Genomic DNA, 15,330 nt, shown 5'->3' on the forward strand with positions numbered 1-15,330 from the left:
CAGCGCCGCCGTCAGCGTCGTCTTCCCATGGTCAACATGACCAATCGTCCCCACATTCACATGCGGCTTCTTACGCTCGAACTTTTCCTTGGACACAGCTCAAACCTCTTTCTACAGTTCTTTCGGATTACGCGATTGGGTTCAGGAGGCCTTCGCGGCCACGGCCTCGGCCACCTGGGCCGGCGCCTCGGAGTACTTTTCGAACTCCATCGAATACGTGGCGCGGCCCTGGCTCATCGAACGCAGCTGCGTCGAATAGCCGAACATCTCGGACAGCGGAACCTCGGCACGCAGCAGCTTCTGACCCGCGACGTCGTCCATGCCCTTCACCAGGCCACGACGGCGGTTCAGGTCGCCCATCACGTCGCCCATGTACTCTTCCGGCGTCTCGACCTCGACCTTCATCATCGGCTCGAGCAGGACCGCACCGGCCTTCAGTGCGCCGTCCTTGAACGCCATCGAACCGGCCACCTTGAACGCCATCTCGTTGGAGTCGACGTCATGGTAGGAGCCGTCGTAGAGGGTGACCTTCACGTCCACCACCGGGTAACCGGCGAGCACGCCATTGGCCATCTGCTCCTCGACACCCTTGTTCACGGCCGGGATATAATCCTTCGGCACAACACCGCCGACGACCGCGTTCACGAACTCGTAGCCCGTGCCCGCTTCCTGCGGCTCGATGCGCAGCCAGACGTGACCATACTGACCGCGACCACCCGACTGGCGCACAAACTTGCCTTCGGACTCCACGCTCTTCTTGATCGTTTCGCGGTAGGCCACCTGCGGCTGACCCACGTTCGCCTCGACCTTGAACTCGCGCTTCATGCGATCGACCAGCACCTCGAGATGGAGCTCGCCCATCCCGGAGATGATCGTCTGACCGGACTCTTCGTCGGTATGCACACGGAACGACGGATCTTCCTGCGCCAACTTGTTCAGCGCGATACCCATCTTTTCCTGGTCGGACTTGGTCTTCGGTTCCACGGCGATCGAGATCACCGGCTCCGGGAACTCCATGCGTTCCAGCTCGACCGGATTGTTCGGGTCGCAGAGCGTACTACCGGTGTACAGATCCTTCAGGCCGACGACCGCGCCGATATCCCCGGCGCGCAACTCCTTGATCTCCTCGCGGGAGTTGGAGTGCATCTGCAGGATGCGGCCAATGCGCTCGCGGCGGTTGTTCTGGGTGTTCAGCACGGTGTCGCCGGCACTGAGCACACCGGAGTAGACGCGCACGAAGGTCAGCGAGCCGACATAGGGGTCGGTCATGATCTTGAACGCGAGCGCGGCAAACGGCTCTTCATCGGAGGCGTGCTTCTCAACCGGCTCTTCAGTGCCGGCCTTCACGCCCTTGATGGCCTTGACCTCTTCCGGCGACGGCAGGTATTCCACCACCGCGTCAAGCATGGCCTGGACGCCCTTGTTCTTGAACGCGGAGCCGCACAGCATCGGCACGATCTCGAGCTCGATGGTGCGATGGCGCAGCGCCGACTTGATCTCTTCCTCGGACAGGTCACCTTCGTTCAGGTACTTGTCCATCAGCTCTTCGTTGGCTTCGGCGGCGGCCTCGAGCATGTTCTCGCGCCACTTCTCGGCCTCGGCCTTGAGCTCTTCCGGGATGTCCTGGTATTCGAAGGAGATCCCGAAGTTCTCGTCGTCCCAGAAGATGGCCTGCATCTTCACCAGGTCGATCACGCCGCGGAAGTTGTCCTCCGCACCGATCGGCAGCTGAATCGGCACCGGGTTCGCCCGCAGGCGTTCCTTCATCTGCTCGTAGACACGCAGGAAGTCGGCACCGGCGCGGTCCATCTTGTTGACGAACGCCATGCGCGGGACCGAGTACTTGGTGGCCTGACGCCACACGGTCTCGGACTGCGGCTGCACGCCGCCGACCGCGCAGTACACCATCACCGCGCCGTCGAGCACACGCATGGAACGCTCCACCTCGATGGTGAAGTCCACGTGCCCGGGGGTGTCGATGATGTTGACGCGGTGCTCATCGAACTGCTTGGCCATACCCTGCCAGAAGCAGGTGGTAGCAGCGGAGGTGATGGTGATACCACGCTCCTGCTCCTGTTCCATCCAGTCCATCGTGGCGGCGCCTTCATGGACCTCGCCGATCTTGTGCGACAGACCGGTGTAGAACAGGATGCGCTCGGTCGTCGTCGTCTTGCCGGCGTCGATGTGCGCGCTGATCCCGATATTCCGGTAGCGCTTAAGTGGGGTCTTGCGTGCCACGTTGAGCCTCTCTAAACAGGTTTACCAGCGGAAGTGGGCGAACGCCTTGTTCGCCTCCGCCATGCGGTGAGTGTCTTCGCGCTTCTTGACGGCCGAGCCCTTGCTGTCGGAGGCGTCCATCAGTTCGCCGGCCAGCTTCAGGGCCATGGTGCGCTCGCCGCGCTTGCGGGCCGCCTCGACAACCCAGCGCATGGCCAGGGCGTCCTGGCGCACGGAGCGCACTTCGACGGGAACCTGATAGGTCGCGCCACCGACGCGGCGGGACTTCACCTCGACACGGGGACGGACGTTGTCCAGCGCACGCTCCAGCGCACCCATGCCATCGCCCTGCTTGGCTTCGATCTGGTCCAGGGCGCCATAGACGACCTGCTCCGCGACGGACTTCTTGCCGTCACGCATGACCGTGTTGATGAACTTGGCCAGGCGTTCGCTTCCGAATTTCGGATCAGGAAGGATGTGACGCTTGGGGGCTGCTGCTCTTCTAGACATGTTTCAGTTCCCGGACTGGATCACGGTTAGGATTTCTTGGGACGCTTGGTGCCGTACTTGGACCGGCCCTGGGCGCGGTTCTGTACGCCCTGGGTGTCCAGCGAGCCGCGCACCGTGTGGTAGCGCACACCCGGAAGGTCCTTCACACGACCGCCACGGATCAGGACCACCGAGTGCTCCTGCAGGTTGTGGCCCTCGCCACCGATGTAGCTACTGACTTCGTAGCCATTGGTCAGCCGCACGCGCGCAACCTTGCGCAGCGCCGAGTTCGGCTTCTTCGGGGTGGTCGTGTAGACACGGGTGCAGACCCCGCGCTTCTGCGGGGAACCCTGCAGCGCCGGCACATCGCTCTTTTCGACGGGGCGCTTGCGGGGCTTGCGTACCAACTGGTTGATCGTGGCCATGAAACCCTTTCTCCTAGCCTAAAAATAACGACAGGCCGGCGCCGAGACCGGCCTGTCGAGGGAGCGGAATTCTAATCGCCGCCCCCATGAGTGTCAAGGTGGGACGGGTCACTCGGACCCGCCCTCCGCGGTACCCGGATCGGCAGTGGCCGTTTCGGAGTCGGCGGTGACCGCCGGCGCCTCTTCGACCGTGTCGAACTCGGGCATTTCCAGTGCGCGCTTGCGACGGCGCTCCTTGTGATAGGCGAGCCCGGTCCCGGCAGGGATCAGGCGTCCGACAATCACGTTTTCCTTCAGGCCGCGCAGATCGTCGCGCGCCCCGCGGGTGGAGGCCTCGGTCAGCACACGGGTGGTCTCCTGGAAGGAGGCCGCCGAAATGAACGACTCGGTGACCAGCGATGCCTTGGTGATCCCGAGCAGCACGCGCTCGTAGGTCGCCGGCTGCTGATCCGCGCCCAGCTGTTCGTTCTCCTCCAGCACGCGGATACGGTCCACCTGATCGCCGGCGAGGAACTTGGTGTCGCCCGGATCGACGATGTTCACCTTGCGCATCATCTGGCGGACGATCACCTCGATGTGCTTGTCGTTGATCTTCACGCCCTGCAGACGGTAGACGTCCTGGATCTCCTGCACCTGGTATTCGGCCAGGGTGGTCACGCCGCGCAGGCGCAGGATGTCGTGCGGATCCAGCTCGCCGTCGACTACGACCTCACCCTGCTCCACCCGCTCGCCCTCGAAGACGTTCACGGTGCGCAGTTTCGGGATCAGCATCTCGACCGGATCGCCCTTGTCCGGCGTGATCACCAGGCGCTGCTTGCCCTTGGTCTCCTTGCCGAAGGACACGGTACCGGAGATCTCGGCCAGCACCGCCGGCTCTTTCGGGCGACGGGCCTCGAACAGGTCGGCGACGCGCGGCAGACCACCGGTGATGTCACGGGTCTTGGAGGACTCCTGCGGCAGACGCGCGATGACATCGCCCACCTCGACCCGCGCGTTGTCTTCGAGATTGAAGATCGCGTTGGCCGGCAGCATGTACTGCGCGGGCATGTCGGTGCCCGGGATGTACACCTCGTTGCCGGCGTCGTCCAGCAGCTTGACCGTCGGGCGCAGATCCTTTCCGGCGCTGGAGCGGCTCTTCGGATCCAGCACCACGTTCGAGGACAGACCGGTGAACTCGTCGGTCTCCTTGGTGACGGTGACGTTCTCGATGAAGTCCGCGAGGCGGATGTTACCGGCCACCTCGGTGACGATCGGATGGGTATGCGGATCCCAGGTGGCTACTTCCTGCCCGGCCTCGACCGCATCGCCGTCGTTCACGGTGATGATGGCGCCGTACGGGATCTTGTAGCGCTCGCGTTCGCGACCCTGATCGTCGATCACGCCCAGCTCCCCGGAACGCGACACCGCGACCAGGTTGCCGGCCTTGTTGGTAACCGTCTTCAGGTTGTGCAGGCGCGCGGAACCCGAGTTCTTCACCTGGATCGCGCTGACCGTCACGGCACGGCTCGCGGCCCCGCCGATGTGGAAGGTACGCATGGTCAGCTGGGTGCCCGGCTCGCCGATCGACTGCGCGGCAATGACGCCCACCGCCTCGCCGGCGTTGACCTCGTGGCCACGCGCGAGGTCACGCCCGTAGCACTTGGCACAGATCCCCTGGCGGGTCTCGCAGGTGATCGCGGAACGCACCAGGACCTCGTCCACCGAGTTGGCGTCGAGCTCGTCCACCAGGGCCTCGTCGAGGAGGGTCCCGGCCGGGACCAGCACCTCGTCGGTGCCCGGACGGTGCACGTCCACGGCAGTGGTACGGCCGAGCACGCGGTCGCGCAGCGGCTCGACCACGTCGCCACCCTCGATGATCGGCTTCATCAGCAGGCCCTGCTGGGTGCCGCAGTCCGGCTGCGTCACGACCACGTCCTGGGAGACATCCACCAGGCGGCGGGTCAGGTACCCGGAATTCGCGGTCTTCAGCGCGGTATCGGCCAGACCCTTACGGGCGCCGTGGGTCGAGATGAAGTACTGCAGAACGTTCAGACCCTCGCGGAAATTCGCGGTGATCGGCGTCTCGATGATGGAGCCGTCCGGCTTGGCCATCAGGCCACGCATGCCGGCCAGCTGCCGGATCTGCGCGGCGGAACCACGCGCCCCGGAGTCGGCCATCATGAAGATCGAGTTAAACGAGCTCTGCTCGACCGTCTCGCCCTCGGCGTTGGTCACCTGCTCCTTGCCAAGGCGCTCCATCATGGCCTTCGCGACCTGGTCATTGCAGTGCGACCAGATGTCCACGACCTTGTTGTAGCGCTCGCCCTTGGTGACGAGACCGGAGGCGTACTGATCCTCGATCTCCTTCACCTGTTCCTCGGCGCCCTGCAGGATCGGCTGCTTCTCGTCCGGGATGACCATGTCATCCGAGCAGAACGAGACACCGGCGCGGGTGGAATAGTAGAAGCCTGCGTACATCAGCTGGTCCGCGAACACCACGGTGTCCTTCAGGCCCAGGCGGCGGTAGCAGGAGTTGATCAGCCCGGAGATCGCCTTCTTGTTCAGCTCGCGGTCGATCAGCTCGAACGGCAGGCCCTTGGGCATGATGCGCGACAGGATCGCGCGACCCACGGTGGTCTCCACGCGCATGCTCGGCAGCGCCTCGCCCTCGGCGACCTCCGCCATGGTGTCGGCGATGCGCACGGTGACGCGCGCATGCAGATCGACCAGCTTGTGCTCGTAGGCGCGGTGCACCTCGTCCACGTCGGAGAAGGTCATGCCCTCGCCCTTGGCGTTCACCTTCTCGCGCGAGAGGTAGTACAGACCCAGTACGATATCCTGCGACGGCACGATGATCGGCTCGCCGTTGGCGGGCGACAGCACGTTGTTGGAGGACAGCATCAGCGTGCGCGCCTCCAGCTGGGCCTCCAGCGACAGCGGCACGTGCACGGCCATCTGGTCACCGTCGAAGTCGGCGTTGAACGCGGCGCAGACCAGCGGGTGCAGCTGGATCGCCTTGCCCTCGATCAGCACCGGCTCGAAGGCCTGGATGCCCAGGCGGTGCAGGGTCGGGGCGCGGTTCAGCATGACCGGATGCTCGCGGATCACCTCTTCGAGGATATCCCAGACCTCGGGACCTTCCTTCTCCACCGCCTTCTTGGCGGCCTTGATGGTGGTCGCCAGGCCACGGCGCTGCAGCTTGCCGAAGATGAACGGCTTGAACAGTTCCAGCGCCATGCGCTTGGGCAGACCGCACTGGTGCAGGCGCAGGGTCGGGCCGACCACGATCACGGAACGGCCGGAGTAGTCGACGCGCTTGCCCAGCAGGTTCTGGCGGAAGCGGCCCTGCTTGCCCTTGATCATGTCGGCCAGGGACTTCAGCGGGCGCTTGTTGGTGCCGGTGATGGCACGGCCGCGGCGGCCGTTGTCCAGCAGCGCATCCACGGATTCCTGCAGCATGCGCTTTTCGTTGCGCACGATGATGTCCGGGGCATTCAGCTCCAGCAGGCGGCGCAGACGGTTGTTGCGGTTGATCACCCGGCGGTACAGGTCGTTCAGGTCGGAGGTCGCGAAGCGGCCACCGTCCAGCGGCACCAGCGGGCGCAGGTCCGGCGGCAGCACCGGCAGCACCTTCATGATCATCCACTCCGGCTTGTTGCCGGACTCGAGGAAGGACTCGACCAGCTTGAGCCGCTTGCCGAAGCGCTTGATCTTCGTCTCGGAGCCGGTCTCGGCCAGCTCCTGACGCAGCTTGGCGGCCTCGGCCGGCAGATCCATCTCCTTCAGCAGGCTCAGCACGGCCTCGGCGCCCATCAGCGCGGTGAAGTCGTCGCCATGCTCTTCCAGGGCCTCGAGGTATTCCTCGTCGGTCAGCAGCTGGCGCTTCTCCAGCGTGGTGAAGCCCGGATCGGTCACGATGAAGGACTCGAAGTACAGCACCTTCTCGATGTCCTTCAGGGTCATGTCCAGCAGCAGGCCAATGCGGGACGGCAGGCTCTTCAGGTACCAGATATGGGCGACCGGCGAGGCCAGGTCGATGTGGCCCATGCGCTCGCGGCGCACCTTGGTCTGGGTGACCTCGACGCCGCACTTTTCGCAGACCACGCCGCGATGCTTCAGGCGCTTGTACTTGCCGCACAGGCACTCGTAGTCCTTCACCGGCCCGAAGATCTTGGCGCAGAACAACCCGTCGCGCTCCGGCTTGAAGGTCCGGTAGTTGATGGTCTCCGGCTTCTTCACTTCGCCAAAGGACCAGGAACGGATCTGGTCCGGCGACGCCAGGCCGATGCGGATCGCATCGAACTCTTCCGGCTGGGTCTGCTGCTTGAACAGATTCAGGAGGTCTTTCATTCGCTATGCCTCACAAAGCTTTGGGTCGAGGGGTGCCCTGCACCCCTTCGGATCACATTCGGATCGGAGGAGATCAGTCCTGCTCCAGCTCGATATTGATGCCGAGCGCCTTGATCTCCTTCATGAGCACGTTGAACGACTCGGGCACGTTGGCCTCCATGTGGTGCTCGCCGTCGACGATGTTCTTGTACATCTTGTTGCGGCCCTGCACATCGTCCGCCTTCACCGTCAGCATCTCCTGCAGGGTGTAGGCCGCGCCGTAGGCCTCCAGCGCCCAGACCTCCATCTCCCCGAAGCGCTGGCCGCCGAACTGCGCCTTGCCGCCCAGCGGCTGCTGGGTGACCAGCGAGTACGGGCCGGTGGAACGCGCGTGCATCTTGTCGTCGACCAGGTGGTTCAGCTTCAGCATGTGCATGTAGCCGACCGTCACCGGGCGATCGAAGCGGTCGCCGGTGCGCCCGTCGTAGAGCTCGGCCTGCCCGGTCTCGGGCAGCTCGGCCAGACGCAGCATCTCCTTGATCTCCGCCTCCTCGGCACCGTCGAACACCGGCGTCGCCATCGGCACGCCGCCACGCAGGTTGCGGCACAGCGCAATGATCTCGGCATCCGACATCGAGTCGAGATCGACCTTCTTGTCGCGGTGGTTGTAGATCCGGTCGAGGAACTCGCGCAGCTTCGCGATCTCGGCCTGCGCCTCGAGCATGCGGTTGATCTTGTCGCCCAGGCCCTTCGCGGCCCAGCCCAGATGGACCTCCAGCACCTGCCCGACGTTCATGCGCGAGGGCACGCCCAGCGGATTCAGCACCACGTCGACCGGGGTCCCGTCCTCGAGGAACGGCATATCCTCTTCCGGCACGATCATCGAGATCACGCCCTTGTTCCCGTGGCGCCCGGCCATCTTGTCGCCCGGCTGCAGGCGACGCTTCACGGCCACGTAGACCTTGACCATCTTCTGCACGCCCGGCGGCAGGTCGTCCCCGGCGGCCAGCTTGGCCTTCTGGTGCTCGAAGCGCTTCTCGAACGCCTCGTGCTGGTCCTTGATCTGGCGACCCAGGTCCTCGAGCTGCGAGTTCACCGCGTCGTCCTTCAGGCGCACCTCGAACCACTTGTCGCGCGACAGCCCCTGCAGGTACTTCTTGGTCACCTTGGAACCATCGCCCAGCCCGTCCGGGCCACCGGCGGCGGTCTTGTTGACCAGCAGCTTCTCCACGCGGGCGTAGATATCGTCCTCGTAGATGCGCAGCTGGTCCTTCAGGTCCTTCTGCACCGCGGCGAGGTCATCGGCCTCGATCGACTTGGCGCGGGCATCCTTCTCGACGCCGTCGCGCGTGAACACACGCACGTCGATCACGGTGCCCTCGATGCCGGACGGCACGCGCAGGGAGGTATCCTTCACGTCCGAGGCCTTCTCGCCGAAGATCGCACGCAGGAGCTTCTCTTCCGGGGTCAGCTGGGTCTCGCCCTTGGGCGTGACCTTGCCGACCAGGATGTCGCCCGGACGCACCTCGGCGCCGACGTAGACCACGCCGGACTCGTCCAGCTTGTTCAGCAGCGACTCGGATACGTTCGGGATGTCCGCGGTGATCTCTTCCTGGCCCAGCTTGGTGTCGCGTGCGACACAGTTGAGCTCCTCGATATGGATGGTGGTGTAACGATCCTCCTGCACCACCCGCTCCGAGATCAGGATCGAGTCCTCGAAGTTGTAGCCGTTCCACGGCATGAACGCGACCATCATGTTCTGCCCCAGCGCCAGCTCGCCCATATCGGTGGAGGAGCCGTCCGCGATCGCGTCGCCGCGGGCGATCTCGTCGCCCACCGCAACCAGCGGGCGCTGGTTGATGGAGGTGTTCTGGTTGGAACGCGAGTACTTGGTCAGGTTGTAGATGTCCACGCCCGGTTCGCCCGGAACGGTCTCGTCATCGTTCACCCGGACCACCACGCGCGCGGCATCCACGGAGTCCACGGTCCCGCCGCGCTTGGCGACGATCGCGGAGCCGGAGTCGATGGCCACGGCGCGTTCGATCCCGGTGCCCACCAGCGGCTTGTCGGCGCGCAGGCAGGGGACGGCCTGACGCTGCATGTTCGCGCCCATCAGCGCGCGGTTCGCATCGTCATGCTCCAGGAACGGCAGCAGCGCGGCAGCCACGGACACGATCTGCTTCGGCGAGATATCCATGAACTGGATCTTGTCCGGCGAGGAGATCGTGAACTCCTCCTGATGGCGGCAGGAGACCAGGTCGTCGCTCAGGCGCCCTTCCTCGTCCATCGCCGCGTTCGCCTGGGCGATCACGTACTGGCTCTCTTCGATCGCCGACAGATACACGATCTCGTCGGTGACCTTGCCATCCTCGACCTTGCGGTACGGGGTCTCGAGGAAGCCGTAACGGTTGGTGCGGGCATACACGGCCAGCGAGTTGATCAGGCCGATGTTCGGGCCTTCCGGCGTCTCGATCGGGCAGACGCGTCCGTAGTGGGTCGGGTGCACGTCGCGCACCTCGAAGCCCGCGCGTTCGCGCGTCAGGCCGCCCGGACCCAGCGCGGAGATACGACGCTTGTGGGTGACCTCGGACAGCGGGTTGTTCTGGTCCATGAACTGCGACAGCTGGCTGGAACCGAAGAACTCCTTGACCGCGGCCGCCACCGGCTTCGCGTTGATCAGCTCCTGCGGCATCAGGCCTTCGCTCTCGGCGACGGTCAGACGCTCCTTGACGGCGCGCTCGACGCGCACTAGCCCCAGACGGAACTGGTTCTCGGCCATCTCGCCCACGCTGCGGATGCGGCGGTTGCCGAGGTGGTCGATGTCATCGGTACGGCCGTTGCCGTTGCGCAGGTCGATCAGGACCTTGAGCACGTCGAGGATGTCCTCGGGCGACAGCACGCCCGGGCCCTCGTCGTTCTCGCGACCGACGCGGCGATTGAACTTCATGCGCCCGACCGCGGACAGGTCGTAGCGATCTTCGGAGAAGAACAGGTTGGAGAACAGGTTTTCGGCGGCGTCCTTGGTCGGCGGCTCGCCGGGACGCATCACGCGATAGATCTCGACCTGGGCCTCGAGCTGGGTCTTGGTCGGATCCAGACGCAGCGTGTCCGACATGTACGGACCGTGGTCGTAGTCGTTGGTATAGATCGTCTCCAGGGTCTTCACGCCCTCGGCGCGCAGCTTGTCCAGCAGCTCCTGGGTCAGCGCGTCGTTCGCCTGGGCGATCAGTTCGCCCGTGGACTCGTCCACCACGCCCTTGGCCAGCACGCGACCCAGCAGGTACTCGTCCGGCACGCGCAGGGTGTTGATGCCGGCCTTCTCGATCTCGCGGATGTGGCGCGGCGTAATCCGGCGCCCGGCCTCGACGATGACCTTGTCGCCATCGGTGATGTCGATGACCGCAGTCTCGCCGCGCATGCGCTCGGGGATCAGATCCAGCTCGCCGCCGTCATCGTCGAGGGTGAGCTTGTTGAAGTCAAAGAAGGTGGACAGGATCTCTTCGGTATCCATGCCCAGCGCGCGCAGCAGGATCGACGCCGGCAGCTTGCGGCGACGGTCGATGCGCACGTATACCCCGTCCTTGGCGTCGAACTCGAAGTCCAGCCAGGAACCGCGGTACGGAATGATGCGGGCGTTGTAGAGCAGCTTCTGCGCACTGCCCTGCGTCTTGCCCTTGTCGCTGTCGAAGAACACACCCGGCGAGCGGTGCAGCTGCGACACGATCACCCGTTCGGTGCCGTTGATCACGAAGGTGCCGTTTTCGGTCATGAGCGGCATCTCGCCCATGTAGACCTCCTGCTCCTTCACCTCTTTCACCACGGTGGAGCCGGCCGGGGCCTCCTTGTCGTGGATCACCAGGCGCAGCAGCACACGCAGCGGGGCCGCGTAGGTCACGCCGCGGATCTGGCATTCCTTCACGTCGAACATCGGCTCGCCCAGACGGTAGCTCACGTACTCGAGCTGGACATGGCCGGAATAGCTGACGATGGGGAATACCGACTGAAACGCCGCATGCAGGCCCAGGGAGGCACGCCCGTCCGGCGCTTGGTCCGCCTGCAGGAAATCCCGATAGGAGGTCAGCTGGGTTTCGAGCAGGTACGGGACGTCGAGGATCTGGGGACGCTTCCCGAAGTCCTTGCGGATACGTTTCTTTTCGGTATAACTGAGGGCCATGGCTTACCTCGGAGGCTAGCTGAACAACGCGCGACAAAACCCGCGCCACCACGGGCTGAGGCTGACGACCAAACGGCCGCCAGCCTCAGGGTTTCGTGATGAACACGAAAACAACAGGCGCAAGCGCCTTATTACTTCAGTTCGACGGTGGCGCCCGCTGCTTCCAGCTCCGTCTTCATCTTCTCGGCCTCGTCCTTCGCCGCGCCTTCCTTCACGGTCGCCGGCACGCCTTCGACCATTTCCTTGGCTTCCTTCAGGCCCAGACCGGTCAGGCTGCGCACGACCTTGATCACGCCAACCTTGTTGTCGCCGAAGCTGGACATGACGACGTCGAACTCGTCCTTGGCTTCGGCGGCAGCGGCTTCACCACCAGCGGCGGCGGCCGGGGCAGCGGCAACGGCGGCAGCGGCGGACACGCCGAACTTCTCTTCCATCTCGCTGATCAGGTCCACGATCTCGAGGACCGTCATGTTGCCGATGGCTTCCAGGATATCTTCTTTCGAAACGGCCATTTCTAACTCTCCTAAACGGGTCGTACCCGAATTCATTCAGTACTTGCTACAGAAAAAGGCGGTAAGGGTTCAGGCTGCCTGTTTCTGGTCACGGATTGCTGCAACGGTACGCACCAGCTTGCCGGGGACTTCGTTCACCGTACGGGCGAACTTGTCGAGCGGCGCCTTCATGGTGGCGAGAAGCGTGGCAAGCGCCTCTTCTCGCGTCGGCAGGCTCGCGAGGCGATCGAGATCGTTCGCCCCCATGAGCTGCCCACCAAAGGACACCAGCCGGACCTTCAGCTGAGCGTTCTCCTTGGCGAAGTTCTTCACCAGGCGAGCCGCGGAGCCAGGCTCCTCTTGGCTGAAGGCCAGGATCAGCGGGCCATGCAGCTCGGGCTGCATGCACTCGAAATCCGTACCTTCAATGGCACGCTTGGCGAGGTTGTTCTTCACCACTCGCAGATAGACACCGGTGGACCGAGCCTGACGCCGCAGGTCGGTCATCTGCGCTACCGAGAGACCCCGATATTCCGCGGCGACCGCGGAATGTGCGGAGGCAGCAACCGTAGCCAGTTCCGAGACAATCACCTTCTTGTCATCGAGATTCAAAGCCACGTTGACTCTCCTCTAGTAAGACCACCCGAGGGCAGTCGTGTGAAACCGGGCGAACCCGGTACTGCGGTGCTCCCGTCGCAGGTACTTCCTGAATCGGGTTACACCATCTGCGCAGGCTAGGGTATTAAGCCGGGCCCGAAGGCCCGACGCCTGCGGTCTTGGATGGCGTGCCGCTTGCGCGACAGCCGACCAAAAACCGTATGTTGTTGCTTACAGGCTCAGCGAGCCCTGATCGACCTTCACGCCCGGGCCCATCGTGGTCGAGACCACGACGCCCTGGACGTACTGACCCTTGGAGGTCGCCGGCTTCATCTTCAGCAGATCGGCCAGCAGGGCGTTCAGGTTCTCGGTGAGCGAATTGGTATCAAAGTCGGCCGCGCCGATCGTGCAGTGCACGATGCCGCCCTTGTCGGTGCGGTAGCGAACCTGACCACCCTTGGCGTTGGTCACCGCAGTGGCCACGTCAGGGGTCACGGTGCCGACCTTCGGGTTCGGCATCAGGCCGCGCGGGCCCAGGATCTGGCCGAGCTGACCGACCACCCGCATCGCATCCGGGGAGGCGATCACGACGTCGAAGTCCATCTGGCCAGCCTTCACCTGCTCGGCGAGATCTTCCATGCCGACCACGTCGGCACCGGCTTCCTTCGCGGCGTCGGCGTTCGCGCCCTGGGTGAACACCGCCACACGCACGGTCTTGCCGTTGCCATGCGGCAGCACGGTCGAACCCCGCACGACCTGGTCCGACTTGCGCGGGTCCACGCCGAGGTTCACGGCGACATCAACGGATTCGCGGAACTTGGCCTTGGGCAGGTCACGCAGGATGTCGAAGGCCTCGGTCACCGGGTACAGGCGGCCCGGCTCGACCTTTTCACGAATGGCCTGCATACGCTTGGTAAGTTTCGCCATGTCAGAGGCCCTCCACTTCGAGGCCCATGCTGCGGGCACTGCCGGCAATGGTGCGCACGGCCGCATCAAGATCGGCGGCGGTCAGATCCGGCTCTTTGGTCTTCGCAATCTCTTCGAGCTGCGCACGGGTCACGGTGCCGACCTTGTTGGTGTTCGGCTCGCCGGAACCCTTCTGCAGACCCGCAGCCTTCTTCAACAGGATCGCCGCCGGCGGCGTCTTGGTGATAAACGTGAAGCTGCGATCGGCGTACACGGTGATCACCACCGGCACCGGCAGACCGGGCTCCATTTCCTGGGTCTGGGCGTTGAACGCCTTGCAGAACTCCATGATGTTCACACCACGCTGGCCCAGCGCCGGGCCCACGGGCGGGCTCGGGTTGGCCTTGCCGGCCGGAACCTGAAGCTTGATATACGCTTCGATCTTCTTTGCCATGAGTACTCCCTCGGGTGCGAACGCCTCGCGGCTCCCCGATCAGCAGGTAATGACGCTTGCGCGTCTCAAGTTTTCTCGACTTGATGGAACTCGAGTTCCACGGGCGTCGAGCGGCCGAAAATCTGGACCGCCACCAGCAGGCGGCTCTTGTCGTAGTTCACTTCCTCGACCACGCCGTTGAAGTCGTTGAACGGACCGTCGATGACCCGGACCATCTCGCCGACCTCGAACAGGACCTTGGGCCGCGGCTTCTCGGCGCCTTCCTGCATGCGCTGCAGGATGGCATCGGCTTCCTTGTCACTGATCGGGGCGGGACGATCAGCCGTGCCACCGATGAATCCGAGCACGCGCGGCACGGCCTTGACCAGGTGCCAGGCCTCATCGTTGAGGTCCATCTGCACCAGCACATAGCCGGGGAAGAACTTGCGTTCGCTCTTGCGCTTCTGGCCGTCCTTCATCTCGACGACCTCCTCGGTGGGCACCAGGATCTCGCCAAAATGATCCTGCATGCCAAAGCGCTCGATGCGCTCCTCGAGGGAACGTTTCACCTGCGCCTCGAAACCCGAGAATGCCTGTACGACGTACCAGCGTAGTGCCATGGGGAAGAATCCTGATGCTTATCCGATGAACCGACTAATCACCCAGCCCAGGAGCATGTCCAGGAGCCAGAGGAAGATCCCCACCAGGATCACGACGGCAATAACAATCAGTGTGGTCTGGGTCGTCTCCACGCGGGTGGGCCACACCATCTTGCGCACCTCGGTGCGCGCGTTGCCCATGAAACCCGCAAGCTGGCTGCCCTTGGCGGTGGTCAGACCAATCGCCACGGCCACACCGACGACGGCGAGCAGACCGACGACGCGGATCAGAGTGGACTCGTCCGAGAACCAATAGAAGCCCATGACGCCTGCAATCAGCAGCGCCACGGCCACCGCGAGCTTGACGGTATCAAGCACGCCGGTCTGTTCCGATTGTTCACTCATGAATACGTGTCACCCGGTGCTGCCGCCATCCGGAAGATGGCAGGCCAGGAGGGACTCGAACCCCCAACCTGCGGTTTTGGAGACCGCTGCTCTGCCAATTGAGCTACTGGCCTAGAAAACGAATCGACAAGAAACAAACGCGAGAGACGACGCACTCGGCGCCGCCTCTCGCGATCGATCTGCCTGCTTGGCTACTGTATCACTCGATGATCTTGGAGACGACGCCGGCACCGACGGTGCGGCCACCTTCGCGGATCGCGAAGCGCAGACCATCTTCCATCGCGAT

At 64.1% G+C, this 15,330-nt stretch carries 12 protein-coding genes, 1 tRNA gene and 1 pseudogene; all 14 read right to left on the bottom strand.

The window, feature by feature from the left end; translation table 11 throughout:
* A partial coding sequence (locus D000_RS14055; protein WP_018873918.1) for a GTP-binding protein occupies positions 1-96 on the bottom strand: 96 nt, incomplete at its 3' end.
* Between the two features lie 45 nt (positions 97-141).
* Entirely contained in the window at positions 142-2,238 is a 2,097-nt protein-coding gene (fusA, locus tag D000_RS0112760) for an elongation factor G (protein WP_018873919.1), read from the bottom strand.
* Between the two features lie 21 nt (positions 2,239-2,259).
* The gene (rpsG, locus tag D000_RS0112765; protein ID WP_018873920.1) at positions 2,260-2,727 is read right to left on the bottom strand and encodes a 30S ribosomal protein S7; all 468 of its coding nucleotides are present in this window, start codon (positions 2,725-2,727) and stop codon (positions 2,260-2,262) included.
* Between the two features lie 26 nt (positions 2,728-2,753).
* The gene (rpsL, locus tag D000_RS0112770) at positions 2,754-3,131 is read right to left on the bottom strand and encodes a 30S ribosomal protein S12 (RefSeq protein ID WP_018873921.1); all 378 of its coding nucleotides are present in this window, start codon (positions 3,129-3,131) and stop codon (positions 2,754-2,756) included.
* 108 nt (positions 3,132-3,239) lie between these two features.
* Positions 3,240-7,460 carry a DNA-directed RNA polymerase subunit beta' gene (gene rpoC / locus D000_RS0112775; RefSeq protein ID WP_018873922.1) on the bottom strand — a complete coding sequence of 1,407 codons (4,221 nt, stop codon included), beginning with the start codon at positions 7,458-7,460 and terminating at the stop codon, positions 3,240-3,242.
* A 73-nt stretch (positions 7,461-7,533) separates the two neighbouring features.
* Positions 7,534-11,613, bottom strand: coding sequence for a DNA-directed RNA polymerase subunit beta (rpoB, locus tag D000_RS0112780; protein ID WP_018873923.1), 4,080 nt, complete (start codon positions 11,611-11,613; stop codon positions 7,534-7,536).
* A gap of 131 nt (positions 11,614-11,744) precedes the next feature.
* The gene (gene rplL, locus D000_RS0112785) at positions 11,745-12,125 is read right to left on the bottom strand and encodes a 50S ribosomal protein L7/L12 (protein ID WP_018873924.1); all 381 of its coding nucleotides are present in this window, start codon (positions 12,123-12,125) and stop codon (positions 11,745-11,747) included.
* A 69-nt stretch (positions 12,126-12,194) separates the two neighbouring features.
* A complete protein-coding gene (gene rplJ, locus D000_RS0112790) occupies positions 12,195-12,716 on the bottom strand; it encodes a 50S ribosomal protein L10 (protein ID WP_018873925.1) in 522 nt (173 codons plus the stop codon).
* A gap of 216 nt (positions 12,717-12,932) precedes the next feature.
* Positions 12,933-13,628 carry a 50S ribosomal protein L1 gene (gene rplA / locus D000_RS0112795; protein WP_018873926.1) on the bottom strand — a complete coding sequence of 232 codons (696 nt, stop codon included), beginning with the start codon at positions 13,626-13,628 and terminating at the stop codon, positions 12,933-12,935.
* Position 13,629: 1 nt separating this feature from the next.
* Positions 13,630-14,061: a 50S ribosomal protein L11 gene (gene rplK, locus D000_RS0112800; RefSeq protein ID WP_018873927.1), complete on the bottom strand. Its 432-nt coding sequence runs from the start codon at positions 14,059-14,061 to the stop codon at positions 13,630-13,632.
* 65 nt (positions 14,062-14,126) lie between these two features.
* Positions 14,127-14,660: a transcription termination/antitermination protein NusG gene (gene nusG, locus D000_RS0112805; RefSeq protein ID WP_017940468.1), complete on the bottom strand. Its 534-nt coding sequence runs from the start codon at positions 14,658-14,660 to the stop codon at positions 14,127-14,129.
* Positions 14,661-14,678: 18 nt separating this feature from the next.
* The gene (gene secE, locus D000_RS0112810; protein WP_018873928.1) at positions 14,679-15,044 is read right to left on the bottom strand and encodes a preprotein translocase subunit SecE; all 366 of its coding nucleotides are present in this window, start codon (positions 15,042-15,044) and stop codon (positions 14,679-14,681) included.
* Between the two features lie 37 nt (positions 15,045-15,081).
* Positions 15,082-15,157, bottom strand: a tRNA-Trp gene (locus D000_RS0112815).
* Between the two features lie 86 nt (positions 15,158-15,243).
* A pseudogene (locus tag D000_RS14060) lies at positions 15,244-15,330 on the bottom strand (elongation factor Tu); the annotation flags it as partial.

It is taken from the genome of Thioalkalivibrio sp. ALJ16 (genome assembly GCF_000377345.1).
Lineage (GTDB): Bacteria > Pseudomonadota > Gammaproteobacteria > Ectothiorhodospirales > Ectothiorhodospiraceae > Thioalkalivibrio.

Excerpts from the sequence above, each read along its gene's own strand:
- rpsG (WP_018873920.1), bottom strand. The coding sequence starts at position 2,727 with ATGTCTAGAAGAGCAGCAGCCCCCAAGCGTCACATCCTTCCTGATCCG.
- rpsL (WP_018873921.1), bottom strand. The coding sequence starts at position 3,131 with ATGGCCACGATCAACCAGTTGGTACGCAAGCCCCGCAAGCGCCCCGTC.
- rpoC (WP_018873922.1), bottom strand. The coding sequence starts at position 7,460 with ATGAAAGACCTCCTGAATCTGTTCAAGCAGCAGACCCAGCCGGAAGAG.
- rpoB (WP_018873923.1), bottom strand. The coding sequence starts at position 11,613 with ATGGCCCTCAGTTATACCGAAAAGAAACGTATCCGCAAGGACTTCGGG.
- rplL (WP_018873924.1), bottom strand. The coding sequence starts at position 12,125 with ATGGCCGTTTCGAAAGAAGATATCCTGGAAGCCATCGGCAACATGACG.
- rplA (WP_018873926.1), bottom strand. The coding sequence starts at position 13,628 with ATGGCGAAACTTACCAAGCGTATGCAGGCCATTCGTGAAAAGGTCGAG.
- rplK (WP_018873927.1), bottom strand. The coding sequence starts at position 14,061 with ATGGCAAAGAAGATCGAAGCGTATATCAAGCTTCAGGTTCCGGCCGGC.
- nusG (WP_017940468.1), bottom strand. The coding sequence starts at position 14,660 with ATGGCACTACGCTGGTACGTCGTACAGGCATTCTCGGGTTTCGAGGCG.
- secE (WP_018873928.1), bottom strand. The coding sequence starts at position 15,044 with ATGAGTGAACAATCGGAACAGACCGGCGTGCTTGATACCGTCAAGCTC.